Source organism: Actinomadura graeca, from assembly GCF_019175365.1.
Lineage (GTDB): Bacteria > Actinomycetota > Actinomycetes > Streptosporangiales > Streptosporangiaceae > Spirillospora > Spirillospora graeca.
This window is the reverse complement of record NZ_CP059572.1, coordinates 3,592,073-3,616,777: the sequence shown is the minus strand read 5'-3', so window position 1 is coordinate 3,616,777 and position 24,705 is coordinate 3,592,073. Positions and strand designations below refer to the sequence as shown.

24 protein-coding genes are annotated in these 24,705 nt (G+C 71.0%); 9 read left to right on the top strand and 15 right to left on the bottom strand.

Translation table 11 applies throughout. The features are described 5' to 3' along the window. Positions 1-97 precede the first annotated feature (97 nt). From AGRA3207_RS15840 to AGRA3207_RS15805, 8 genes are all read left to right on the top strand, one after another. Positions 98-334 (top strand): hypothetical protein, encoded by a 237-nt coding sequence (locus AGRA3207_RS15840; RefSeq protein ID WP_231335395.1) that lies wholly within the window; start codon positions 98-100, stop codon positions 332-334. After that, entirely contained in the window at positions 331-420 is a 90-nt protein-coding gene (gene kdpF, locus AGRA3207_RS15835; RefSeq protein ID WP_231335394.1) for a K(+)-transporting ATPase subunit F, read from the top strand. The genes AGRA3207_RS15840 and kdpF overlap by 4 nt, the downstream gene beginning before the upstream one ends. Continuing rightward, complete coding sequence (gene kdpA, locus AGRA3207_RS15830) at positions 420-2,090, top strand: potassium-transporting ATPase subunit KdpA (protein WP_231335393.1); 1,671 nt, start codon at positions 420-422, stop codon at positions 2,088-2,090. The genes kdpF and kdpA overlap by 1 nt, the downstream gene beginning before the upstream one ends. Then, positions 2,087-4,270 (top strand): potassium-transporting ATPase subunit KdpB, encoded by a 2,184-nt coding sequence (gene kdpB / locus AGRA3207_RS15825; protein ID WP_231335392.1) that lies wholly within the window; start codon positions 2,087-2,089, stop codon positions 4,268-4,270. Before kdpA ends, kdpB begins: the two co-directional genes overlap by 4 nt. Further along, positions 4,270-5,187: a potassium-transporting ATPase subunit C gene (locus AGRA3207_RS15820; RefSeq protein WP_231335391.1), complete on the top strand. Its 918-nt coding sequence runs from the start codon at positions 4,270-4,272 to the stop codon at positions 5,185-5,187. Before kdpB ends, AGRA3207_RS15820 begins: the two co-directional genes overlap by 1 nt. Positions 5,188-5,300: 113 nt before the next feature. Beyond that, entirely contained in the window at positions 5,301-5,690 is a 390-nt protein-coding gene (locus AGRA3207_RS15815) for a luciferase domain-containing protein (protein ID WP_231335390.1), read from the top strand. A 37-nt stretch (positions 5,691-5,727) separates the two neighbouring features. Continuing rightward, a complete protein-coding gene (locus AGRA3207_RS15810; RefSeq protein ID WP_231335389.1) occupies positions 5,728-5,955 on the top strand; it encodes a three-helix bundle dimerization domain-containing protein in 228 nt (75 codons plus the stop codon). 347 nt (positions 5,956-6,302) lie between these two features. Further along, positions 6,303-7,799, top strand: a complete 1,497-nt coding sequence (locus AGRA3207_RS15805; RefSeq protein WP_231335388.1) for a pentapeptide repeat-containing protein — start codon at positions 6,303-6,305, stop codon at positions 7,797-7,799. A 328-nt stretch (positions 7,800-8,127) separates the two neighbouring features. Here AGRA3207_RS15805 and AGRA3207_RS15800 read toward each other — a convergent pair whose 3' ends face one another. The 5 genes from AGRA3207_RS15800 to AGRA3207_RS15780 form a co-directional block, all read right to left on the bottom strand. Then, on the bottom strand, positions 8,128-9,678 hold the full coding sequence (locus AGRA3207_RS15800; protein WP_231335387.1) for a hypothetical protein: 1,551 nt from the start codon (positions 9,676-9,678) through the stop codon (positions 8,128-8,130). Continuing rightward, on the bottom strand, positions 9,665-10,237 hold the full coding sequence (locus AGRA3207_RS15795; RefSeq protein ID WP_231335386.1) for an RNA polymerase sigma factor: 573 nt from the start codon (positions 10,235-10,237) through the stop codon (positions 9,665-9,667). The genes AGRA3207_RS15800 and AGRA3207_RS15795 overlap by 14 nt, the downstream gene beginning before the upstream one ends. 28 nt (positions 10,238-10,265) lie before the next feature. Further along, entirely contained in the window at positions 10,266-10,460 is a 195-nt protein-coding gene (locus tag AGRA3207_RS15790; protein WP_231335385.1) for a hypothetical protein, read from the bottom strand. 127 nt (positions 10,461-10,587) lie between these two features. Next, the gene (locus AGRA3207_RS15785; protein WP_231335384.1) at positions 10,588-11,451 is read right to left on the bottom strand and encodes a hypothetical protein; all 864 of its coding nucleotides are present in this window, start codon (positions 11,449-11,451) and stop codon (positions 10,588-10,590) included. Between the two features lie 86 nt (positions 11,452-11,537). Next, positions 11,538-11,957 (bottom strand): hypothetical protein, encoded by a 420-nt coding sequence (locus AGRA3207_RS15780; protein ID WP_231335383.1) that lies wholly within the window; start codon positions 11,955-11,957, stop codon positions 11,538-11,540. A 583-nt stretch (positions 11,958-12,540) separates the two neighbouring features. On the opposite strand from AGRA3207_RS15780, the gene AGRA3207_RS15775 reads away from it, so the two are divergent. Continuing rightward, complete coding sequence (locus AGRA3207_RS15775) at positions 12,541-14,160, top strand: serine/threonine-protein kinase (protein ID WP_231335382.1); 1,620 nt, start codon at positions 12,541-12,543, stop codon at positions 14,158-14,160. Here AGRA3207_RS15775 and AGRA3207_RS15770 read toward each other — a convergent pair. The 10 genes from AGRA3207_RS15770 to AGRA3207_RS15730 all read right to left on the bottom strand — a co-directional run bounded on the left by AGRA3207_RS15770 (position 14,144) and on the right by AGRA3207_RS15730 (position 24,225). Next, on the bottom strand, positions 14,144-15,184 hold the full coding sequence (locus AGRA3207_RS15770; RefSeq protein ID WP_231335381.1) for a hypothetical protein: 1,041 nt from the start codon (positions 15,182-15,184) through the stop codon (positions 14,144-14,146). The two genes, AGRA3207_RS15775 and AGRA3207_RS15770, sit on opposite strands and share 17 nt — an antisense overlap. Positions 15,185-15,466: 282 nt before the next feature. Beyond that, a complete protein-coding gene (locus AGRA3207_RS15765) occupies positions 15,467-16,630 on the bottom strand; it encodes an SRPBCC family protein (RefSeq protein WP_231335380.1) in 1,164 nt (387 codons plus the stop codon). 121 nt (positions 16,631-16,751) lie between these two features. Continuing rightward, entirely contained in the window at positions 16,752-17,609 is an 858-nt protein-coding gene (locus AGRA3207_RS15760) for an FAD binding domain-containing protein (RefSeq protein ID WP_231335379.1), read from the bottom strand. Next, positions 17,606-20,086: a xanthine dehydrogenase family protein molybdopterin-binding subunit gene (locus AGRA3207_RS15755; RefSeq protein ID WP_231335378.1), complete on the bottom strand. Its 2,481-nt coding sequence runs from the start codon at positions 20,084-20,086 to the stop codon at positions 17,606-17,608. Before AGRA3207_RS15755 ends, AGRA3207_RS15760 begins: the two co-directional genes overlap by 4 nt. Then, positions 20,083-20,670: a (2Fe-2S)-binding protein gene (locus AGRA3207_RS15750; RefSeq protein ID WP_231335377.1), complete on the bottom strand. Its 588-nt coding sequence runs from the start codon at positions 20,668-20,670 to the stop codon at positions 20,083-20,085. The genes AGRA3207_RS15755 and AGRA3207_RS15750 overlap by 4 nt, the downstream gene beginning before the upstream one ends. A gap of 227 nt (positions 20,671-20,897) precedes the next feature. Continuing rightward, positions 20,898-21,608: a C40 family peptidase gene (locus tag AGRA3207_RS15745; RefSeq protein WP_231335376.1), complete on the bottom strand. Its 711-nt coding sequence runs from the start codon at positions 21,606-21,608 to the stop codon at positions 20,898-20,900. After that, positions 21,608-21,730, bottom strand: coding sequence for a hypothetical protein (locus AGRA3207_RS39825; RefSeq protein WP_273700048.1), 123 nt, complete (start codon positions 21,728-21,730; stop codon positions 21,608-21,610). The genes AGRA3207_RS15745 and AGRA3207_RS39825 overlap by 1 nt, the downstream gene beginning before the upstream one ends. A 172-nt stretch (positions 21,731-21,902) precedes the next feature. Continuing rightward, positions 21,903-22,313 (bottom strand): hypothetical protein, encoded by a 411-nt coding sequence (locus tag AGRA3207_RS15740; protein ID WP_231335375.1) that lies wholly within the window; start codon positions 22,311-22,313, stop codon positions 21,903-21,905. Positions 22,314-22,322: 9 nt separating this feature from the next. Then, complete coding sequence (locus AGRA3207_RS15735; RefSeq protein ID WP_231335374.1) at positions 22,323-23,309, bottom strand: bile acid:sodium symporter family protein; 987 nt, start codon at positions 23,307-23,309, stop codon at positions 22,323-22,325. 43 nt (positions 23,310-23,352) lie between these two features. Then, complete coding sequence (locus AGRA3207_RS15730) at positions 23,353-24,225, bottom strand: isocitrate lyase/PEP mutase family protein (protein ID WP_231335373.1); 873 nt, start codon at positions 24,223-24,225, stop codon at positions 23,353-23,355. Positions 24,226-24,705: the final 480 nt, after the last annotated feature.

Below are 24,705 nucleotides of genomic sequence, written 5' to 3'. Positions count from 1 at the left end.
TGGCGCGTCAATATGGCGTAGCAGACCAGTCTTTGTGCGGGATATGCCCATACGGTCGGTTTTGTACTTGCTTATCGATAAAGCAATGCATTTGGGGTTGAGGAATGCACGCCATCGGCTCGCCGGGCGGTGGGCGCCGCCGGGCGGTGGGCGCCGCCGGGCGGGCCGTCGTCCCGAGGTGGCGCCGGGCCCGCGCTGGGCCGGTCGGCGCGGCGGTGTCGTCCTGGACGTTCGACGGAGGTGTCCAACGGTGAGTGACGTGGTGTTCGTCCTGCTGACGGTGGCGCTGTTCGCCCTGATCGGCCTGCTGGTGAGGGGCGTGGAGAGGCTGTGACCGTCGAGAACGCGGTCGGGCTCGTCCTGGCCTCGGTGCTGGCCGTCTTCCTGATCGCCGCCCTGCTGTTCCCGGAGCGCTTCTAGTGGGCACGAGCGTCGCGGGGGCCCTGTTCATCGGGTCCCTCGTCCTCGCCCTGGCCGTGGTGTACCGGCCGCTGGGCGACTACATGTACCGCGTGTACGGCGGGACGCGGCACAGCCGCGTGGAACGTGCCATCTACCGTCTCGTGGGGGCGGATCCGGGCACCGGGCAGACGTGGGTGACCTACGCCCGCAGCGTGCTGGCGTTCTCGGCGGTCGGCGTCCTGCTGCTGTACGGGATGCAGCGGTCGCAGAACCACCTGCTGCTCAGCCTCGGATTCGCGCCGGTCGAGCCGGACCAGGCGTGGAACACCGCGGTCAGCTTCGTCACCAACACCAACTGGCAGTCGTACTCGGGCGAGTCGACGATGGGCCACCTGGTGCAGATGGCAGGGCTGGCGGTCCAGAACTTCGTGTCCGCGGCCGTGGGCATGTGCGTCGCGATGGCGCTGATCCGCGGGTTCGCGCAGAAACGCGCCGAGCACCTGGGGAACTTCTGGGTCGACCTGACCCGCACGTGCGTGCGGATCCTGCTGCCCATCGCGTTCGCCGGGGCGCTCGTCCTGATCGCCGGAGGGGTGGTGCAGAACTTCGCGGACGCGGAGCACCACGTGGTCACCACGGTCGCCGGCGGCCGGCAGGCGATCCCCGGCGGGCCGGTGGCGAGCCAGGAGGCGATCAAGGAGCTGGGCACCAACGGCGGCGGCTTCTACAACGCCAACTCCGCCCACCCCTTCGAGAACCCCGCCGCGTGGACGAACTGGCTGGAGATCTTCCTCATCCTGCTCATCCCCGTCGCGCTGTGCCGCACGTTCGGGCGGCTGGTCGGGCAGAACCGGCAGGGCTACGCGATCCTCGCGGCGATGGGGACGATCGCCCTCGTCAGCGTCTCGCTGCTCAACGCGTTCCAGCTCGCGCACCACGGGACGGTGCCGACGGCCGCCGGTGGCGCCACCGAGGGCGTGGAGACCCGGTTCGGGGTGGCGGACTCGGCGACGTTCGCCGGGGCGACCACGCTGACCTCGACGGGCGCGGTGGACTCCTTCCACGACTCCTACACGAGCCTCGGCGGCCTGATGACGCTGTTCAACATGATGCTCGGCGAGGTCGCGCCCGGCGGAACCGGATCGGGGCTGTACGGGATGCTCGTCCTCGCCGTCATCACCGTGTTCGTCGCCGGGCTCATGGTGGGGCGGACGCCGGAGTACCTCGGCAAGCGGATCGGGCCGCGTGAGATCAAGCTCGCGGCCATGTACTTCCTGGTCACGCCCATCCTGGTGCTGGCCGGGACGGGGGCGGCGATGGCCACCGAGAGCGGGCGGGCCGGGATGCTGAACGGCGGCGCGCACGGGCTCGGCGAGGTCCTGTACGCCTTCACGTCCGCGTCGAACAACAACGGGTCCGCGTTCGCGGGGCTCACCGCGAACACCGTCTGGTACGACACGGCGCTCGGCCTGTGCATGCTGCTCGGGCGGTTCGTGCCGCTGGTGTTCGTCCTGGCGCTGGCGGGGTCGCTGGCCGGGCAGGGCCGCACGCCCGAGTCGGACGGGACGCTGCCCACCCACCGGCCGCAGTTCGTCGGGATGGTCGTCGGGGTGACGGTCGTCCTGGTCGCGCTCACGTTCCTGCCCGCACTCGCGCTCGGGCCGCTCGCGGAAGGGATCCACCGATGACGGCACAGACCACCGAGGCGCCCGTCCCCTCCCCGGCGCCGCCGCCCACGCGGCGCGGCGGCAGGGTCCAGGGCGGCCTGCTCGACCCCGCGCAGCTGGTGCGGTCGGTGCCGGACGCGCTGCGCAAGCTCGACCCGCGCACGCTGTGGCGCAACCCGGTCATGCTGATCGTCGAGATCGGCGCGGTGTGGACGACGGTCCTCGCGGCGCTCGACCCGGGCGTGTTCGCCTGGTCGATCGTGGTGTGGCTGTGGCTGACGGTCGTGTTCGCGAACCTGGCCGAGGCGGTCGCCGAGGGGCGCGGCAAGGCACAGGCGGACGCGCTGCGGCGCGCCAAGACCGACGCCGTGGCGCGCCGCCTCGTCGGCTGGGCGGCGGGACGTCCGGGCGCGTCCGAGGAGCGGGTCCCCGCACCGGACCTGCGGCGCGGCGACCACGTGGTGGTCGAGGCGGGCGAGATCATCCCCGGTGACGGGGACGTGGTCGAGGGCATCGCCAGCGTGGACGAGTCGGCGATCACGGGGGAGTCGGCGCCGGTGATCCGCGAGTCCGGCGGCGACCGGTCGGCGGTGACGGGCGGGACGAAGGTCCTGTCCGACCGGATCGTCGTCCGGATCACCCAGATGCCGGGTGAGTCGTTCATCGACCGGATGATCTCCCTGGTGGAGGGGGCGGACCGGCAGAAGACGCCCAACGAGATCGCCCTGAACATCCTGCTCGCCGCGCTGACGATCGTCTTCCTGCTCGCGGTCGCGACGCTCCAGCCGATGGCGATCTACTCCAAGGGCGCGAACCCGGGCGTGGCGGACTCCGTCGCGCTGGACGGGCACGGCGTCACCGGCGTGGTGCTGGTGTCGCTGCTGGTCTGCCTGATCCCGACGACGATCGGGGCGCTGCTGTCGGCGATCGGCATCGCGGGCATGGACCGGCTCGTCCAGCGCAACGTGCTGGCGATGTCGGGACGCGCCGTCGAGGCCGCGGGCGACGTCGACACCCTGCTGCTGGACAAGACCGGCACCATCACCCTCGGCAACCGGCAGGCGTCGGCGTTGATCCCGGTGGACGGTGTCGGGGAGGCGGAGCTGGCCGACGCGGCGCAGCTGTCCAGCCTCGCGGACGGGACGCCCGAGGGACGCTCGGTGGTGGTGCTGGCGAAACAGCGCTACGACCTGCGCGAACGCCACGCGGGCGAGCTGACCCGCGCGACGTGGGTGCCGTTCACCGCGCAGACGCGGATGAGCGGCGTCGACCTGAACGGGGACGGGGACGGGGACGGAGGGCAGGGCCGGATGCTGCGCAAGGGCGCGGCGAGCGCCGTCGCCGCATGGGTGCGCGGGCAGGGCGGCACCGTCCCCGACGGGCTGGGGCGGACGGTGGACGGCGTGTCCGCGGGCGGCGGCACGCCCCTGGTGGTCGGCGAGGCCACGGACGGCGGCGCGCGCGTCCTCGGGGTGATCCACCTCAAGGACGTGGTGAAGGCCGGGATGCGGGAGCGGTTCGACGAGATGCGCCGGATGGGCATCCGCACCGTGATGATCACCGGGGACAACCCGCTGACCGCCCGCGCCATCGCCGACGAGGCCGGGGTGGACGGCTTCCTCGCCGAGGCCAGGCCGGAGGACAAGCTCGCGCTGATCAGGCGCGAGCAGGACGGCGGCCGCCTCGTCGCTATGACCGGCGACGGCACCAACGACGCCCCCGCGCTCGCCCAGGCGGACGTCGGGGTGGCGATGAACACCGGCACCTCGGCCGCCAAGGAGGCCGGGAACATGGTCGACCTCGACTCCGACCCCACCAAGCTCATCGAGATCGTGGAGATCGGCAAGCAGCTGCTCATCACCCGCGGCGCCCTGACGACCTTCTCCATCGCCAACGACATCGCCAAGTACTTCGCGATCGTCCCGGCGCTGTTCGCCGGCCTCTACCCGGGCCTGGACGCGCTCAACGTGATGCGGCTGCACAGCCCGCAGTCGGCGATCCTGTCCGCCGTCGTGTTCAACGCGCTTGTGATCGTCGCGCTGATCCCGCTGGCGCTGCGCGGCGTCGCGTACCGGCCGGGCGGCGCGTCGAGACTCCTGTCGCGCAACCTCGCCGTCTACGGGCTCGGCGGCATCGCCGCCCCGTTCGCCGGCATCACGCTCATCGACCTCGTCATCCGCTACCTCCCGGGGATGTCCTGATGCGTTACCCCACCTGGATCCGGCGGCACCTGGCCGCGCTGCGCGCGCTGCTCGTCCTGACCGCGCTGCTCGGCGTCGCCTACCCCCTCGCCGTCTTCGCGGTCGCGCAGCTGCCCGGCCTGAAGGACAAGGCGGACGGATCGTCCGTCACCGTGAACGGCAGGACGGTCGGCAGCGCGCTCATCGGCCAGTCGTTCACCGGCGAGGACGGCGGCCCGCTCAAGCAGTACTTCCAGAGCCGCCCGTCCAACGCCGGGGACGGCTACGACCCCACCGCCAGCGGCGCGGGCAACCTCGGCCCCGAGGACATCACCGACATCCTGCCCGACCCCGCCCTCGTCGCCGCGGGCAAGGAGGACGAGAACGCCAGGCAGAGCCTGCTCACGCAGGTCTGCGCCCGCAGCAAGGCCGTCGGCGACCTCGACGGCGTCGACGGCTCGCGCCCCTTCTGCACCAAGGGCGGCGTCGGCGCCGTGCTCGCGGTCTTCGGCCCCCGCACCGCGGACGGCACCGTCCCGCACCCGACCCGGGTCGTGAGCCTGAACGAGGAGGAAGGCGTGGTGAAGACCCCGTTCCTCAGCACCTACAACGGCGTGCGGGTCGAACTGGCGAAGTATGGCGAGGACTACGCCCGCGGCCTGCCGGTGCCCGTCCGCGGAGACGCGCCCGCGACGCCCGCCGTCCCGCCCGACGCGGTCACCGCGAGCGGCAGCGGCCTCGACCCGCACATCTCGCCCGCCTACGCCGCGATCCAGGTGGGACGGGTCGCCAAGGCCCGCGGCGTCGCCCCGTCCCAGGTCGAGGCCCTGGTGAAGGACGGAACGGACGGCCGCGACCTCGGCTTCATGGGGGAGCCGCGCGTCAACGTCCTCGCCCTCAACCTCGCGCTGGACCGGCGGTTCCCCGTCCGGGGCTGACGCACGGCGGGTGTCCGGCCGATGGTGGGCACGTGAACCCGGGACGGTCTTGTTGGTAACGATTCAGGTCGATGGGCTGTCCAACCCCCAGGTCGATAGACGAATCTGGGGGCATGGGCCTACCTTCCCCGGACAGAGGCTTCGCGGACCGGGCATTACGGCAATTGAGCGGCTGGCCCGCGCTGACGGTGTGCCGGGCGGCCGACGGGACGGCCAGCGGACTGGCCTTGCGCACGCACCAGATCGTGCACCTGCACAGCGAGGACGAGGCGGAGGTCCTGCTCACCCCTCCGGTGGTGCGGCGGATGGCCGAGGCCCTCGACGACTGCAACCAGGTGATCATCGAGCCCGGCGGATGGGTCCGCGTCCGGCTGGACAGCGCGAGCGACGTCACCCTGTTCGTCTCGCTGGTGAGCGTCGCGATCAAAGCCAATACCACGGCGCCGGTAAACACGCATCGTGCAATCAGCCCTTGCCCGAAAGCCATTAACGCGGCAGTGTAGAAACAGGAAGTCAATCGCTGACCCGAGGGGATATGCGGTGACCGTACAGGGCGATCCGGCAGTCCGCGAGAAGCAGGCACTGAAAGAGGTGACCGATCGCCTGAGGCGGTCGTTCGCCGACGTCTACAGCGAACTCCAGGTGACCGACGCGGTGGCGACCGTCCACCGCCGGTTCGACGACAGGCCCATCCGCGACTTCGTCCCGATCCTGGTCGAGCGGATGGCGCGGGAGCGGCTGCGGTCGTCGGACGACCGTCCCACGTAGGACGTCCCGCCCCAGGCGGCCCATGCCTCCCGCCGCCCACTCCGTTCACGGCGCCCGCCGCCACTCCCGTTCATCGTGACCGGCGACGGCATATCTATGCGGTCATCGACGCCGTGCCGTAATTCCTGACCGCCGCCCAAAGAATTGCGGCATCGCTTTTCGGTGCGACGCGGCGGCAGCGGCTCCGGGGCACGACAGCAACGACGGCCGCGAACGCGGCCGGGAAGCCCGCTGCCGTGCGTGCAGTGGCGTCCACCTGTGGCCTGAGGCGGCGAACCCCGGGAACGGCGCGGCGTGCCCGTGCAAGCGTTCTGAACGGAACGTCCGCACGGCCGCAGGGGAGACGTATGCCGCGGCGAGATGGAGCAGACGAGGGGACGGGGGCGCCGCCGTCACCCCGCGTCGTCCTGCTGCGCGACACGGCCCCGGCGCGCCGCCGCCCGTTCCTCCCGCGCGGCCGTGCCTCCGAGGACGGCGCCGACCTCTCGGGCCTGTCGGTGAAGGAGCGGCTGGACCTGCGGAACCAGCGCCGCCAGACCCGGCACCAGTCCGTCAACACGGTCGTGATCGTCCTCGGCGTCCTGTTCACGATCGCGAGCCTGACGACGACCTACCTCGCCCTGCGCGCGACCCGGGAGGGCCAGATCACCGACCGCTACGCCAAGTCGGTGGAACAGCTCGGCTCGCAGAACCGCGACGTGCGCGTCGGCGGGCTGTACGCGCTGGAGCGCCTCGCGGACGACTCCACCCGCGACTACTCCACCGTCATGGAGGTCCTCGCCGCCTACGTCCGCGAACACGACCCCCCGCCCAAGGGCAGGCCGCCCGCGGAACCCGACACCGACGTCCAGGCGGCGCTCACCATCCTGATCCGCCACCAGCGCGGACGGCAGGCCGTCCCCCTCGACCTGCACGGCGTCCGCGTCCCCGCCGCGGCCTTATCGGACGGCGACCTCGTGGGAGGCGACCTCTCCAACGCCGACCTCACCGGCGCCCGCCTGACCCGCGCGCTCCTGAGCGGCGCGAACCTCGCGAACGCGGTCCTGGCCCGCGCGTCCCTGGACCGCGCGGCCCTGACCGGCGCGCGCCTCGACCACGCCACCCTCTCCGGCGCCCGCCTGGCCGAGGCGGACCTGACCCGCGCCCAGATGAACGGCGCACGCCTGGACGGCGCGTACCTCGACCGCGCCACCCTCTCCGGCGCGTACCTCCACGGCGCCCGCATGACCGGCGCGCGGCTGGGACGTGCGGACCTGACCTACGCGGACCTGGACGGCGCGCACCTCGACGACGCGCACCTGTCCGGCACGAATCTGACCGGCGCCGTCCTGACCGGCGCGGACCTGACCGGCGCCGTCATGGACGGTGTGCTGCTGAACAGCGGAAGCCTGGACGGCGCGGACCTCAAGGACGCGGACCTGTCCACCGCGAACCTGAACGGCACGGACCTGTCCGGCGCGCGGCTGGACGACGCGGCCCTCAACGGCGCGAACCTGAACGACGCCGACCTGACCGGCGCGAAGCTGTCCGGTGCGAGCCTGTCGGGCGCGAACCTCAACGGCGCGCGGCTGCGCAACGCGGACCTGAGTGACGTGGACCTGACCGGCGCGCACCTCGACCGAGCCGACCTGTCCGGCGCGAACCTGTCCGGCGCGAAGCTGTCGGGCACAAGCCTCACCCGCGCGACGTTGCAGGACGCGGACCTGCGCGGAGCCGACCTGTCCGGTGCCCACCTCGACCACGCCGACCTGTCCGGCGCCGACCTTTCGGGCGCGAACCTGACCGATGCGAACCTGACCGGCGCAGACCTGCGCGGCACGAGAGGAACCTCGCGGCGCAGGTGAGGGACATCGCCTGCAAGGTCTGACACGCCTGGTAGGGGTTGATCCCCTGGACGGACGGCACGACCACCCCGCTGCCCCGCGCCGGGTCGACGTACGTCAGCCCGACCGTGGTGCCGCTGCTTGCCTCCTACGTCACAGGCGGATCCTGCGCAACCACTCGTCCGATGGCGGCGGGGCGCTGCGCGACACCGCCCGGCACGTCGCGCTACTGGAAGCGCGGTTCTGAACTGTCGTCGGACGCCGCGTGGGCCGTCTCGCGGCGCTGCACGGCCGTGCGGCGTCCGCGCCCCCGCCGCCCTCCCGCGTGCCCGCCGCTGGCGCGCCCGCCTCAGCATCCCGCGCTCACCGCGGCGCCGAACCGGATGACGAAGACCCCCGCCTGCGCGTGATCCTCCGGGAACGAGTGCTCCGCCACCGGACCGCGCAGGACGGCGGGCCACCTGGTCGCGCCGGAGACGGCCGCCTCGTCCGACCAGGTGACGCCGTCGAGGTCCTCCAACTGGATCCTCGGGTCCGCCGACCGCAGGTCCGCCCCCTTGAAGTCCGACAGCACCTGCCAGGCCCGCTCCATCGTCGCCGCCAGATCGTCCGCCAGGTCCAGGCACTGCGGGCGCTCGGCGGGGGCGGGGACGTCCGTCCCGTCCAGAAGACGCTCGCGCAGCGCGGCCATCTCATCGGCGCACCGCCGCAGCAACCGGACGACCTCACCGCTCATCACAGGATCAGGCCCGGTCAACGCCTCGCCCTCCTGCCGCATCGCCGCGCTATTCGCGATCGCCGCGGTCTGCTGGAGCATCTCCGCACCCCGCTGGAAAGCGACCGTCTGCGCCTGCGTCTGGGCAAGGTAAGCCCATACGGTATTGACCTCCTTGAAGTCGCTGGCCTGACGGTACAGTCGCTCCGCCTCCGCTTGGTCGCCCAGCTCCTCCCGTACACCGGCCAGCAGGTACAGCGCGTTGCGGTCACCGGCCTTGGCCGCCTCGCGATACAGCCGCTCCGCGATCTTCAGACTTCCCATCTGCTCACAACGCCAGGCCGAACGTGTGAGGCTGTAGGCGTAAGCGTTGGCATGTGGTGCGCTCTCGGGTTCCTTTGGATGGACGCCGAGCAAGTTGTCCACTTCCTTACCGGACAACGGCTGGTCGGTCGTCGCGGCGGCGGTCAGGAGTTCCGTGTAGAGCACGCGCTCGTCCTGTGCGGCTTGAGCGAGTGGTGGCGGGGGAGCGGGTGCGAGGGCGTCGGCGAGGAGGACGGTGGCCCGCGCCATCGACCTTCGCTGTAGATCGAGGACGGCCGCGACCACACCTGTCCCGAATCCGGGTCCCTGCGGCTCGGTAGGCAGCGCGGCGAGATACTCGCGGACGTCCCGCAGGTCCTTTCGTGCGCTCCGCAGGTACCGGTGGGGGTGCCCGAGGCGCAGCATGAGGCGGTGGTGGGCGGGTGCGGTGTGGATCCTCGCCAGGGCGTCGTCCGCCGACCGGCTTTCCTGTGTCGCAGCGCTCTCCGCTTGAGTGTCGGGGACGGCCTCGGTCGGCGGACGGGTGTCCCCCTTCGGGCCGGGGGTGAGGATGTCCGACAGGCCCCGTTCTGTGTCCAGTGCGGCCTCAAGCCCGGCGACCAGGTCACCGTGCCCGCGTTCGGTGTGCAGGATGTTCGCCAGACCCTCGGGCAGCGGCAAGGCCGTCCGGAGATCGGCGATCAGGTCCGCGTGTGCGCCACGGTGCGGCGCTGCGGTCGCCTCCTCCGCCCCGACACCGGTCGCGCCGACCGGCAGGATGCGCGCGAGCCCTTCCCCGATGTGCAGGCCGTCCGCGAGGTCGGCGACGAGTTCCTCGTGGTGGACGGCGAAGGGCGTGTCGTCCGGCTCAGGCGTGGTCATCGCGGCTCCAGCGTGGGCGGAGCGTCTTCTTCAGCGTCGCCCGGGCTTCCCGGAGAGCGGATCGCACCGTCGCCGGGTCCTTGCCCAGCAGGGCCGCGATCTCGGTCGGCCGGTAGCCGTCGTAGGTCCAGGCCATGACCTGGCGCTGGTTCAGCGGCAGCTCACGGACCATGGCCAGGAAGACGTGCCGGTTCTCGACCTCGGCGGACTCCTGTTCCGACAGCAGCGCACCCGGCTCGGGCAGCTCGTCGTGGGGGACCTCCGCCCGGTCGCGTTCGGCGCGCCGCCACCACGTCCGTGAGGCCACCGTCCGGACCCAGGCCCGGGGCGCGTCGATCCGGTCCCACTGCCGGTACGCCTCCGTCATCGCGTCCTGCGCTAACTCCGCCGCCACCACGGGACGGGCGCCCTGCACCACCAGGAAAGCGACCAGCCTGGGCAGGTCGTCCTTATAGAACATCGCGAACTCCATGTCCCGGGCGGCCTGGTCGTTCGCGGGCTCGGACCGGACGCCGCCGGTCAGGGGGGCGGTCGTGCCCTCGGAGACGTCCTCGTCCATCCCTGCTCCTCGGTCCGCGCCGTCCGGGCTAGTCACCCAGCATCTGATGCAGTGCCAGTACCGCGGACCCGCCCGCGCCCAGCGCCGCGAGCAGGGCCCCCGGCCAGCTGGCGGTCTGCGCGAGCGTCAGCGCGCCGACCAGGGCGGAGGCCACGAGGGCGCCCATGAGGATCACCGCCCATCGCACCGGCAGCGGGTCGGACGACGGGGATGGCGCGTCCATGGCGGCCCCTTCCAGGATCGGAGATCTGACAAGCCGCCGCCGATTCCCTCCGCGGCGTGCTCACAGAGATAGTGCCGCCGACCCTCCGAACCGTGCGGTCCGATCTGAGATAAGCGGCCGTCGCCGGTCAGCCGGACGAGCCGATCGCCACGGCGAGGGCGCGGGCGATGGCCGCGGCGTCCTCACCGACGACGAAAGCCTGGGCGTTGACGGCTCCTTCAGCAGTGACCAGGTGCACGGGCTGTCCTTGGATGAGGGAGCCGAGAGCGGCCACTCCTTCACCCGTCAGCTGGTGGATTGCGACGGTGCCTTGCCGAAGCGGAACCGTCACCACGGGCTCATGGCCGTCAGCGGACATCGGGACGGAAAGGCCACCGCCGAGGTCGGCGAGCCTGGCGGCGATACCGGCGATGCGGCTCAGGTCGGTGGAGATCGGAAAGCCGTCCGCCTCGGCGGTGTCTCGCAGGCTCGTCAGTTCCGCCGAACGCCTCAGCCCCTGATCGATGAGGTTCCTCGTCAACTGCCAGCCGGTGTCGGGCAAGCCGCAGTCCTCCCACGCCGCGAGCAAGGTGATATCGCTGACGGGCAGGGGGCGGATCCAATAACGGAAGTTCCAGTCCGGGCCGCTTCCACGCACATCGGCCGGCTCGACCCGCAGTTGCTCTTCGTCTTGCGGCCGCGTTCCGTCACTGGATCTGATGGCCAGGCGTGGTCCCCGAGTGGCGGGCGGATGAAGTTCGCGTGGATTTCCTATATGACGCAGCCAAAAGGATCTGTTGGAAAAGCGATAGCCGACATCGACCATCACCCCGCTGGGGTAGATCTCGACCTGGTCGAGGCGCGATTCGCATTCGTCCGACGAGGCGATGCGCTCACCGACGATGACGAACCCGGGAAGCTCCTCGTCAAGCGGCCCGTTCCGCTCGGCCCCGATGTCCGCGGGAACCGGCATGCTCGATTCTCCGAAAGATTCGCCGCTACCCTGCGCCATGGCGCCCCCTTTTCTGGACGGACGCCACCGACGATACGCCCCACCTCCGGGGCGGCGGGTCCGGGTGGGCCCGCCGCCTGGGTGGGTCAGCTGATGAAGAACTCGTTGCTGCGGACGGTCGAGACGCTGCCGTCGCCGAGGCGCAGGACGGCGACGAACTCGTAGAGGGCGTTCGGGTCGAAGTCGGCCGCGTCGATGACGTAGGTGGTCTGCTTGACGTAGCCGTTGTTGTTGCCGGGGACCTGGCTCCAGTTGTTGCCGGGGTCGCCGGCCTCCTCGTCGAGGACCTGGGCCGCGAACCTCGTGACGCCCCCCGAGGTGGAGTGGGCGCTGATGATGAGCCGGTAGTCGTCCCTCTTGTCGCCGGCCGGGTCGCTGGCGTCGGCCTGGAGCATCAGGTAGAAGGGCGAGTGCGGGTTCCCGCCGACCTCGTTGGGGGTGTCGTCGAGCGTGCCGTTGGCGATGCTGGAGACGTAAAGGCGGACGACCTTGACGTCGGTTGCCATACCGGACCTCCCACGGGCTGTTTCGCCGGTCCGCGCCCGCCCGCCGGCTCGGTCCATGACAGGAATCGGCGGGCTCGCCGAAATCGGCGCCGCTGCACGGTGGGCAGGGCGCAATCATCCTGAAAATGGATGCCGGTCGGCGGTCGGCAGGCCGTCTGGGACTGCCGGATTCGGGATCGGAGGGTGTTCCGTCCCCGCGCGAAGTCCGAACGAGCGTCCCACTGCCCGTTATTAGCGGGACGCAATTCAATATCTATAACGACGCCTGGCCGGACGCCAATACCCCGGCCGGATCCGGCCCCGTTCACGGGTGTCCCGGCGCTGTCGGGCCTTCTCTCGCCCATCATGGATCCCGACCATTGTGGATCTTCTTCGGGAGCTCGGTTCGTTTTCTTGAGCAACTCAGGCCGGTGACAAGTCGGTGACGGCTGTCGGCTTCCTGTCATAGGGTTTTTGGACGAAGAAATCCGTTACGTGGCCAGGCGTCCGCCTCCCGGTAACACGTGGCGGCTCCGGCCGGGGCGCGGGCGGAAGGGGTGGAATACCGGTGACCGTGTGACCGCCCGAGTGACAATATGGGTCCATGACCGGAGAGCCGACCTTGTTCCCGTCCTCGGACCGGCTCGGCGATTATGAGATCGTCGAGACTCTCGGCGAAGGAGGAATGGGCACCGTCTACCGTGCCCGGACACCGGACGGCACCGATGTCGCCGTCAAAGTGATCAAGGCCGATCTCCGCGACAGCCCCGAGTTGCGGGCGCGTTTCCGGCAGGAGGTCGAGGCCGCGCAGCGTGTCGAGCACCTGGAGCCGATCGCGCGCATCCTGGGCTCGGACCTGCTGGCCGACCCCGCCTACATCGTCATGGAATACGTCGACGGAATCGATCTCGATTCGGACCTGGCGGAGCGCGGGCCATTACGCTGGACGGAGCTGAAATGGCTGGCGCTCGGCCTGGCATCCGCGCTCGGCGCCGTCCACAAGGCCGGTGTCGTCCACCGCGACCTGAAGCCGAAGAACATCCTGCTGACCCGGCGGGGGCCGAAGATCATCGATTTCGGGATCGCGCAGGTGCTCACCTCCCAGAAGCGGACGGCCAGCCAGATCGGCACCGTCCCCTACATGGCCCCCGAGGTCTGGCAGAACGAGGTCGCGACCCCCGCGTCGGACGTCTTCGCCTGGGGCTGCCTGATGGTCTTCGCCGGCACCGGGCACCAGGCGTTCGAGGGGGAGACCAGCCAGCAGGTCGCGTTCGCCATCGTCTACGGGGAACCCCGCCTGGACGGCCTGCACGACGGGATCCGCCCGCTGGTGGAGCGGGCGCTGGCCAAGAACCCGAAGGACCGGCCCACGGCCCATGAGATCACGGCGCGGCTCTACGGGGACGGGCAGGCCGACTCGGCGGAGGTCGCCGCCAAGGCGGCGCGGCGGAACCTCGACCGGACCAGCCAGTGGCTCCTGGGCACGTTCGTCCTGCCCCGCATCCCGGACCTGCCCGGTCCCCGCCGGAACGTCGCCCTCGCGGTGGGTGCCGGGGTGGGCGCCCTGGTCCTCCTCGCCTCGCTCCTCGTCTGGGCCGTGCTGGACGGCGGCGCGTATGCGGGCAAGAGCCCGCCGCGCACCGCGGGGGAGCGCCTCTACCTCGATCGCTTCGACAACACCGGCTCCGGGTGGGTCGGCGGGACGTGGACGGCGCGGAGCGTGTCCGGCTATCACGACGGCCGGTACAGGGTGAGCACCCACGGCAGTCATGAGCTCATCTCGTTCGCGCCGATGAAGAAGCTCGCCGTCCCCTCCAGCACGTCCGTGTCGGTGTCCGCCACGCAGGTCTCCGGCCCGGCGACGGGGTGGTTCGGGCTGTTCTGCTTCGGGCCGCGGGCGACGGCCGCGTACTCGTTCCTCATGAAGTCCGACGGATCGGTCATCGAGCTCCGCAAGCAGCGGTACAAGCTCGCCGAGGCGAGGAACGCCGACCTCTACCGGCGGCCCGGCGCGGTCACGATGGCGATCTCGTGCCAGGCGAGCGGGCGGCAGACGGTGCGGCTGCGCCTGTGGGTCGGCGGGCGCCTCCGCATCGACACGGTGGACGACGGCCAGCCGCTGACCGGGCGGACCGTCGGCGTCGCGGTGTCCAACGAGGGCGCCCTGGGACGGGACCCGCTCGTCGTCGACTTCGACGACTTCGAGATCAGGAGGGCCGTCTGAGCGGACGGTTCCTCGTGGGGAAGTGGTGCCGGGCCAGGTGGAGGTAGCTGAATCCGTTCTCGGTGATCGAGGGCCTGCTGAGCTTGTTGGTCGCCAGGTTGATCGCGAGCCCGCTGCCCACCAGGAGCGGGACGGCCAGCGCCGTCGCCTCGATGGCGGCCCCGGACGCGGCCATCGCGATGAAGACGTAGGCGGACCGCCGGATCCAGTCGATCCTGGAGGCGGTGCCGGCGCGCTCCAGGTCCGCCATGGCGCCGACGAGCTCGTCCCGCGAGTGCTCGATCACCTCGCGGGGCCCGTTCCCCTGCGACCGCAGGTCGCGCTGGAGGGCCTGGACGGCGCGGACCAGCCTGCGCCGCTCCTCCTCGTGCCCGGCGCGGAACGCCAGGACCGCGCCGATCGGCGTGCCCGGCGCGGGGATCGGGAGGACGGCGCCGAGATCGACCTGCCAGGCGAGCCGGACCTCGTCGCCCTCGCGCTCGGGGACGTGCCCGGCGTGGAACGCGTCGTAGTCCGCGGTGTGGGCGAAGTACCGGCGTCCGAGGACGCGGGTCATCTCGGCGGCCATCGTCTCGGCGGCCAGGCTGATGAGGAGCCGCCGCATCCGCGGTCCGATCAGCAGCGTGCGCGTGCCCTCGACCGGCGTCACCACCCCGAGGTCGAGCAGTTCCTCGACCACCTCGCGGGGGTACCGGTTCCAGGACTCCCAGGTGATGTCGGTGTCCATCGTCCACTCCGGCGAGCCGTACGGTGGCGCGGCGGGCAACGCGGCCCCCGGGCCCGACCGTCCGACCAGGGGCATGAGGTCGTCCACCAGTGACCGCCACAGCGGCCGCCCGAAGTCCGCGCTGTTCAGGTCGACCGGCGTGTAGTGCCCGGCGTCCTCGATCTCCCGCAGCGCGGGGGAGAGCAGCGCACGGTGGTCGGGCGTGGTGATCGTCGCCAGCGAGTCCCAGTACAGGATCGCCTGGTACAGGATCTCCTCGGGCGGGTTGACGTCCGGGTAGTACAGCATCCCTGCCAAAGCGACTCCGGGGTCTCGGAAGGGCCCACACGCGGGCGGTTCGGGAGCAGGCCGCCACGTCCACTCACCCTGCCACGGCCACGCCGCCCGCCGCCCGGGAACCGGAGGGCGGCCTCCGATGCTTGCGGCGAGCAAGGTCAACGGCGCTTGCGGCGGCGGGGCCAGCGGTGCTTGCGGGGGCAGGGTCAGCGGTGCTTGCGGCGAGCAAGGTCAGCGGTACTTGCGGGGCAGGGTCAGCGGCGCTTGCGGTGGCGAGGTCAGCGGTACTTTCGGCGAGCGGGGTCAGCGGCGCTTGCGGTGGCGGGTCAGGTAGCGGACGGCCACCGCCAGGGCGACCAGGCCGCCCACCGCGGGGACGGCGCGCTTGGCCAAGGACGGGCCGGCGAACTCCAGCAGGTCGATCGCGTCGTCCGACTGGGCGCGCTTCTCCGCCGGACGGGACGCGGGCTGCTCCCGGTCGGGGGAGGCGGTCTCGGCTCGGTCGGCTTCGGCCGCCTCAGGCTCAGGGACGGCGGCGGAATCAACCTCGGCTGCATCCTCGGCTTCCGCGGCGGAATCGGCCTCGGCCGCGTGCTCGGCTTCCGCGGCGGAGCTGCTGCTTGTGGCGGGCTCGGCCTCCGGCGCCTTCTTGGACTCCGCTGCCTTCTTGGGTTCCGCTGTCCTCTTGGGCTCCGGCTCCTTGGGCGCTGGTGCCTTCTCGGGCTCCGTTGCCTTCCCGCGCTCCGGTGTCTTCTTGGGCTCCGGTGTCTTTTCCGACTCCGCTCCCTTCTCGGGCTCCTTTGTCTGCTTGGGCTTCGCGGCCTTTGTCGCCTCTGCTGCTTTCTCGCGCTCTGTTGGCTTCTCCGGCTTGGTTGTCTTCTTGGGGTCTGCCGCGCTTTCGGCCTCTGGTGCCTTTTCGGGCTTTGTGGTCGCTTCGGGCTTGGCCTTGGGCGTGGTGTCCGGTTTCGTGGCGGGCTTGGTGTCGCCTGCGGACGGCGCCTTCTCGGGCGTCTCGGCGGACGGGGACTCCAGTTCCTCCGCCAGGGCCTTGGCGAAACGGTCGATGATCTTGGAGCCGACCTCGGAGAGGATGTTGCGGCCGAACTGGGCGGGCCGTCCGGTGACGTTGAGCTTGGTGCGGACGGTGACGCGGGTCGTGCCGTCCTCCTGCTCGTGGAGGCGGGCCTGGACGGTGGCCGAGGCGGTCCCGGAACCGCGGGCCTCCTTGCCGCCGGCCTCCAGCGTGACCGTCCGGGACGACTCGTCCGCGGAGACGATCCGGGCGGTGCCGCGGTAGGTGATCGTCATCGCGCCGACCTTGACCTTGAGGCGGCCCTTGTACTCCTCGCCGTCGATCGAGTCGAGGGTGGCGCCCGGCATGCAGGCGGCGACGCGCTCCACGTCCAGCAGGACGTTCCAGCCCTGGTCCACGGGCACGGGGACGGTGAAATCGTGGTCGAGTTCCATGATCGCAGTCCTTATCGTCCGGAGACCTTGTTCGTGACCTTACGACCGTCGGACGGGCGACCGCCACTCGGGGATCACGCGGCCGGACCGCCGGGCGGGCGGATCCGGCCGCGTGATCGGGTCAGCTTGCGGCGGCCGCGGTGAGCGCCCGCGCGGTCAGCACGGTGGCGAGGTGCGTCCGGTACTCGGGCGAACCGTGCAGGTCACTGGGCGGTTCGGTGCCGGACGGGGCGTGCTCGGCGGCGGAGCGGAAGGTGTCGCCGGAGGCTGGGCGGCCCTGGACCAGCTGTTCCACCTCGGTGGCGCGGACGGGCGCCGGGCCCATGTTGGTGAGCGCGACCCGGGCGTCCGTGACGGTGCCGTTCTCGCGGCGGACCGCGCAGGCGACCCCGACGATCGCCCACGCCTGGGCCGTCCGGTGGAACTTCTCGTAGCGCACGCCCCATCCCTCGCCCAGTTTCGGGACGCGGACGCCGGTGAGGATCTCGTCCGCCTCCAGCGCGGACGTCATCCAGTCGACGAAGAACTCGGCGGCGGGGATCTCCCGCTCGCCCCGGATGGAGCGGACGTGGAACACCGCGTCCAGCGCCAGCGCGACCGCGGGCAGGTCTCCCGCCGGGTCGGCGTGCGCGAGCGATCCGCCGAACGTGCCGCGGTGCCGGACGGCCGGGTCGGCGACCGTCTCGGCCGCCCGGGCGAGGAGCGGGACGTGCTCGCGGACGGACGGGTCGTGGATCACCTCGTCGTGCGTGGTCATCGCGCCGATGTGCAGGGCGTCGCCGTCGTCGCGGATCCCGCGCAGGGAGCCAATCCGGTCGAGGTCGATCAGCGCGTCGGGGTAGGCGAGGCGGAGCCGCAGCAGCGGCATGAGGCTCTGCCCGCCCGCGAGGATCTTGGCGTCCTCTCCGGCGTCCGACAGGACCGAGACGGCGGCGTCGACGGTGGTGGGCCGCAGGTACTCGAACGTCGCGGGGATCATCGGGTGCCTCCCTCGGTGTCCTGCGCCTGCGCCGAGCCGAGTCCGCCGCCCGCGCCCGGCGTGGCGCTGCCCGGCGTCGCGCTGCCCGGCTCCGCGTCGCCGGACGTGGTGCCGCCCGGCGGCGGCTCCGCGCGCAGCGCCCGCCAGACGCGTTCGGGTGTGCACGGCATCGGGACGTCCCGGACGCCGTACGGGCGGAGCGCGTCCACGATCGCGTTGACGACCGCCGGGGTCGAGGCGATCGTGCCCGCCTCGCCGACGCCCTTCACGCCCAGCGGGTTGGACGTGGCGGGGGTCTCGGTGCGGCCGGTGACGAACTCCGGCAGGTCGGCGGCGGACGGGATGAGGTAGTCGGCCATGGTCGTCGTCGTGAGGTTGCCGTCGTCGTCGTAGACGGCCTCCTCGTAGAGCGCCTGGGCGATGCCCTGGGCGAGGCCGCCGTGGACCTGCCCTTCGACGATCAGCGGGTTGACGACCTTGCCGACGTCGTCGACGGCCACGTACTTGCGGAGCCGGACCAGCCCGGTCTCGGTGTCGACCTCGGCGGCGCACAGGTGCGTCCCGTGGGGGAAGGAGAAGTTCTCCGGGTCGAATGTGGCGTCGGAGTCGAGGGACGGCTCGACGCCGTCGGGCAGGTCGTGGGCGGCGAACGCGGCCAGCGCGACCTCCTGCAGCGTCCGGCCCTCCTCCGGGACGCCGCGGACGCTGAACCGCCCGTCGGTGAACTCCAGGTCCTGCTCCGCGGCCTCCAGCAGGTGCGCGGCGACCCGGCGGGCCTTGTCGACGACCTTGTCGCAGGCGGAGTACAGCGCGATCCCGCCGACGGCCAGTGACCGCGAACCGTAGGTGTCCATGCCCTTGGGCGACACCGCGGTGTCGCCGTGCAAGACCTTGACGTCCTCGAAAGGGACACCGAGCCGGTCGGCCGTGATCTGCGCCCACGCCGTCTCGTGCCCCTGGCCGTGCGGCGACGAGCCGGTGACGACCTCGACCTTCCCGGACGGCAGGACGCGCACCGCCGCGTGTTCCCAGCCCCCGGCGCCGTAGGACAGCGACCCGAGCACCCGGGACGGGGCGATCCCGCACATCTCGGTGAACGTGGACACGCCGATCCCGAGCTGCACCGGGTCGCGGCGCCCGCGCCGGTCGGCCTGCTCGGCGCGGAGCGCGTCGTACTCGAACAGCTGCAGCGCCTTCTCCGTCGCCGACTCGTAGTCGCCGGAGTCGTAGGTGAGGCCCGCGATCGTCTCGTAGGGGAACTCCTCGTGCCCGATCCAGTTGCGGCGCCGCACCTCGATCGGGTCGAGGTCCAGCTCGGCGGCGAGCTCGTCCATCAGCCGCTCGATCGCGTACGTCGCCTCAGGGCGGCCCGCGCCGCGGTAGGCGTCCGTCGGGGTCTTGGTGGTGAAGACGCCCGAGCAGGTGAAGGAGTAGGCGTCCATCTTGTAGATGCCGTTGAACATGAACGCGCCGAGCAGCGGGATGCCGGGCGTGACGAGCATCAGGTAGGCGCCCATGTCGGCGAGCAGGTCCACCTTCAGCCCGCGGACGCGGCCGTCCCGCTCCGCCGCGAGGGTGAGCCGCTGGATCTGGTCGCGCCCGTGGTGGACGGTCATGTTGCCCTCGCTGCGCGACTCCGTCCATTTGACGGGACGGCCGAGCCGCCGCGCGAGCAGCAGCGCGATGACCTCCTCGCCGTATACCTGGAGCTTGGACCCGAACCCGCCGCCGACGTCGGGCGCGACGACCCGGAGCCGGTGCTCGGGGATGCCGGTGACCGTGGCGAGCATGAGCCGCAGGATGTGCGGGATCTGCGTCGCCGAATACAGGGTGAACTCGTCCCCTTCCGGGACGCACAGGACCGCGCGCGGTTCCATCGCGGTGGGGATCAGGCGCTGCTGGACGTACCGGCGCTCCAGGACGACCGGCGCGTCCCGGAGCGCCGCGTCGAGATCGCCGTTCTCGAACACCCACGTATACGACTTGTTCGTGCCCAGCCCGCTGTGGACGAGGTCGGCACCCTCGGCCAGCGCCTCCTCCATGTCGACGACGGCGGGCAGCGGCTCGTAGTCGACGTCGATGTCCTCCAGCGCGTCGGCCGCCGCGTACCGGTCGCGGGCGACGACGCACGCGACGGGCTCGCCGACGTAGCGGACCTCCTCCACCGCCATCGGCGGATGGTCGGGGTGGCGCATGTCCTCGGTGACGACCCAGGCGCACGGCAGCGCGCCCTGCTCGCCGGCGAGGTCGGCGCCGCTGAGCACGGCGACCACGCCGGGGCGGGTCCGCGCCTGCGCGGTGTCGACCTTGGTGATCCTCGCGTGCGCGTGGGGGCTGCGCAGGAAGACCACGTGCAGCGTCCCGGCGGGCGTGATGTTGTCGGTCCAGCGGGTCCGGCCGGTGACGAGCCGGGCGTCCTCGGAACGTTTGCGCGGCGCCCCGATCTCCTTCGCCGGGCCTTCGGCTGTCGCGGTCATGACGTGACCTCCTGCTCCGCGGACGGCGTCCGTTCCCCCGCCCGCCCCGTCTCGCCCGTCTGCCCTGTCTCCACCGTCTCCACCGTCTCCACCGTCTCCACGGTCTCCGGACCGGCGGGACAGCGCATCTCGCCCGCCGCCCGCCGCACGGCGCGGACGATGTTCTGGTAGCCGGTGCAGCGGCACAGGTTGCCTTCGAGCCCGTCCCGGACCTCCTGCTCGGACGGGTCGGCGTTCTCCCGCAGCAGGTCGATCGACGCCATGATCATGCCGGGTGTGCAGTAGCCGCACTGGAGCGCGTGCTCCTCGTGGAAGGCGCGCTGCATCGGATGCTCCGCGCCGTCGATCCCCAGGCCCTCGACGGTCGTGACGTCGCGGCCGTCGGCCTGGACGGCGAGCACGGAACAGCTCTTCACGCTCAGCCCGTCCATCAGGATGGTGCAGGCCCCGCAGTTGCTGGTGTCGCACCCGACGGGGGTCCCGACCTTGCCGAGCCGGTCGCGCAGATAGTGGACGAGAAGGAGGCGGGGTTCGACGTCGTCCTCGTACGTCGCACCATCGACCTCGACACGGATTCGTGGCATGGGTCCTCCCAGGGACGTCTCGGGGTTGGCTGGAACGAGACGCCCCTGGGCGGAGCACGCTGGTCGGGCCACGTCATCGGGGCCACCTCCGTGGAAGCGACCTTCCGAACGTATGCCGAGGTTGAATCGTGTACTAGCCCCCGCCGCCGATTGTTTACCGCAGGGTGCCGGACCGATGGTCCCTTGCGCATGCGCGCCGGGACCTTCTATGCGCGCATCGCAATCTGCTAGTGGACGCGCAGGAGGACGGACCAGGTCTTCGGCCCGACGACGCCGTCGGCGGTGACGCCGCCCCAGCGCTGCACGGACTTCACCGCCTTCTCCGTCTCATCGTCGAACCTGCCCGTCAGGCGGATCTCGGGGTGGCTGCGGGCGAGGAGGAGGCCCTGCACGCTCTCGACGTGCTCGCCCGAGTCGCCCTTCTTGAGCTGCGGCAGCTTCTTCACGATGTCCTCCGTCCAGTCGGACCCGCCGTAGGCGGGCCGTCCGTACCCGGCGATCACGCTCGACGCGCGCACGCGGCGCCTGCAGGCGTCGGCGGTGTTGGCCTCGATGGTCTGGAGCCGTCCGCCTCCGAGGACCCTCTCGACGATGCCGACGTGGTCGATGGCCGACACCCGGTTGGTCTCGCCCCAGTCGAAGAACACGATGTCGCCGGGTCTGGCGTCGTTGACCGCGGCCGTCGTGCCCTTGTGCCAGTGCCCGGCCTTCTGGAAGTCCTCCGCGTGCCAGACGGTGTAGGCGCGGTCGCCGCCCGGCAGGACGGCGCCGGCGTTGCCGCTGTGCCGCGCCCAGTAGGTGATGGCCATGTCGCACCAGGACGCCCGGAGGAACTCGTCTCCGTGCCTGGACGCGTACTCCCGGCTGATCCTATTCGGACGGCCCGACAAGCCGAGGGATCTGCGGGCCTCCGCCAGCATCTGTGCCGCCGTGCCCATCAGGCGCCCTCTCCGCGGTGGACGCCGTCCTCGTCCGCGGCGCCGTACAGGCCCGCCAGGACCTGCTCTTCGTCGGTCTCGGTGGGCCGGTGGACATCGGGATGGACATCGACCTTGTCCATATTGGCCACTTCATCTGTGTCTGTTCGTGTCTCGGGGGTCACTGCTCCTCCGGAGCGTCGGTTTCGCCGCCCTCTCACTGAGTGGGCGTCCGTCCACGGACCGTAACGGGGTCACTTCATACATCTCCGGTCCCCGTCGTGGACCACACGACCGAAAAGGTGAGAACACCACTCACTCGTCGTCAGAATCACCAGGCGCCAGATCGGTGGCCGAACCGGTCAGCGAACCGTTGGACGACCCCGGCGACATGCCGCTGGACGCGGCGCCGACCTGGTTGATGATGTCGCTGCCGGGGCTGCCGTCCCCCTTGGCGAGGTTCAGTGACCGGTCGATCTCCAGGAGGCTGTCGTTCCCGGCGTCGTCGCCGCTGTTGTCGACGTTGTAGATGTTGACGTTGACGTCCCCGGACTCGGCCGCCGACGCGGTCCCGGCCGTCCCGAGGACGGCGGTGCAGGCGAGCGCGGCGCCCGCGAGGGCCTTGAGGAGCCCCGCGAGGGGCGTGATGGGCCCAAGGGATCTGATGGATGTGGGGGGCTTGATGGACGTGAGGGGCTTAGTGGATATGAGGGGTTTGACGGACATGGTGTCCTTTCAGGCGGTGACGCCGGCGGGCTCCGGCGCCGGGCGTTTCGCGAAACGCTGCGCGAGCCAGGAGCACACCAGCAGCTGGAGCTGGTGGTAGAGCATCAGCGGGAGCACGGCGGTGCTGACGGCGGCGCCGGCGAACAGGACGGTCGCCATGGGCAGGCCGCTCGCGAGGCTCTTCTGCGAGCCGCAGAAGAGGACGGCGATGCGGTCCGCGTCGGAGAAGCCGCCGAATCGGGAGATCAGCCCCGCGGCGGTCAGCGCGACGGCCAGGAGGCCGGCGATGACCACGACGAGGACGCCGAGCTCCAGCGCTTCGAGACCGTCCCAGACGCCGGTGACGATGCCGTGGCTGAACGCCGTGTAGACGACCAGCAGGATCACTCCGCGGTCGTACCGCGACAGCAGCCGCCGCCGGGCCCGCAGGTGGTCGCCGATCCACCGCTGGACGAGCTGCCCCACCAGGAACGGCAGCAGCAGCCGCACGGTGATGTCGCCGACGGAGCCGAGCGAGAATCCGCCCTCCACCGAGATCAGCGCGGCCGCCATCAGCGGCGTCAGCACCACCCCGGCCAGGTTGGACAGCGAGGCGCTGCAGATGGCGCCCGCCTCGTTGCCCCCGGCGATGGAGGTGAGCGTGATCGACGACTGCACCGTGGACGGCAGCACGCACAGGAACACGACGCCCGCGTGGAGCGTGTCCTCCAGGAAGAACGCGCAGCCGATCCCGAGGGCCGGGAAGACCACGAAGGTCACCGACGAGATCGCCGTGTGCAGCCGCCAGTGCCGCAGCCCGCGCAGCGCCTCGCCGGTGGAGAGCCGGGCGCCGTAGAAGAAGAACAACAGGGTGATCGCGGCCGTGCCCGTCCAGTCGAGGGCCCCGGCGGCGGCCCCACGGGCGGGGAACATCGCGGCGATTCCCACCGAACAGAGAATCGCCGCGATGTAGGGATCGATATGCAGCCGCGTCATCACCGCGGAGACAGCACGCATGTGTTTCCTTGCTCGTCGGCGGACGTGCCTGCCATCGGGCGGATCACACCAGGGCGTCCGCCAGCTCCCGCTGCGGCTTCGGATGGTTCCGGCTGATGTTGCGTTCGAGCAGCGCGAGCGACTCCTTGACCCCGATGCTCCCGGTGGTGGTCTCGGGGAGCCGTCCCTCGCTGCCCTTGAGACGCTGGAGCGCCTCGTCCATGGCGCTCTGCGCCGCGAAGAGGCAGGGGGTGCTGTAGATGGCGACGTTCACCCCCAGATCGGCCAGTTCGGGCAGCGAGACGCGCGGCGACTTGCCACCCGCGATCTGGTTGAACAGCAGGGGCTTGTCGCCGATGACGGCCCGGACCCGGTGGATCCAGTCGATGCTCCGGACGCCGTCCACCAGGATGACGTCCGCGTCGGTATCCGCCAGGGCCTTGGCGCGCGTGAGGATCTCCTCGTCCTCGGTGGCGTCGGTGCGGGCGACGACGACGAGGTCCCGGCGGGTGCTCAGGACCATGTCGAGCTTCTCCAGGTACTCCGGCAGCGGCAGGATCCGCTTGCCCTCCACGTGCCCGCAGCGCCGCGGGCGCTGCTGGTCCTCCAGGATCACGCCGGACGCGCCGATCCGCTCCAGATGCTCGACGACGTGGCACGCGACCTCGGGGTCGACGTATCCGTCGTCGATGTCGACCAGCAGATGCCGGCCGGGGAAGGCGAGCCGCAGCCGCTGCACGAACGCCACCATGTCGGGCCAGGCGATGAAGCCGATGTCGGGGAGCCCGTAGTAGGACGCGGCGAACCCGAAGCCCGACACGAACAGGCCGTCGTAGTGCTGTGCGGCGACGGAGGCGGAGAACATGTCGAACACGCCGATGAGCGGGGTGACTCCATTCGACAGGATCTCGCGTCGTAGCTCGTCTCCGTAATTCACGTACCACTCCTCTGATCTTGTGTACCGGGGGAGGCGGCCCTGGGGGAGGCCGTACCAAGAATCGATCACGGAATTGCCTGCATTCCGTGTCGTGAATAGTTACTCATCCATGCTGTATAGAACAGGCAACCCTTGAGTATGAACAAAGTAAAATCGGACAGAAAACGTCCGTATTGCACGTCAATCTTCCGATTTATAACTCCGGCCATCTGCGCCCGGACCTGCCCCGATGCCTTCCGCGCCTGTTATGCACCGCCTCGCGGATGAAAGGCCGCACCGGATTCAGGGCTGGCGCCTGCCCCTCTTTTCCCCCGGCTTCCCGCGCGGTCGCGGGATGCCCGCCACCGATGGGGCGATAAGCGCGATCATGTACCTACTCCTCACCAGATGACCCACATTCATCCGGCCGGACCGTCCGGCACCGCAGGGTTCCGATGGCCTGCTCTCCGCGGCCGCCGCGCCACGCACCTCCGCCGCCCG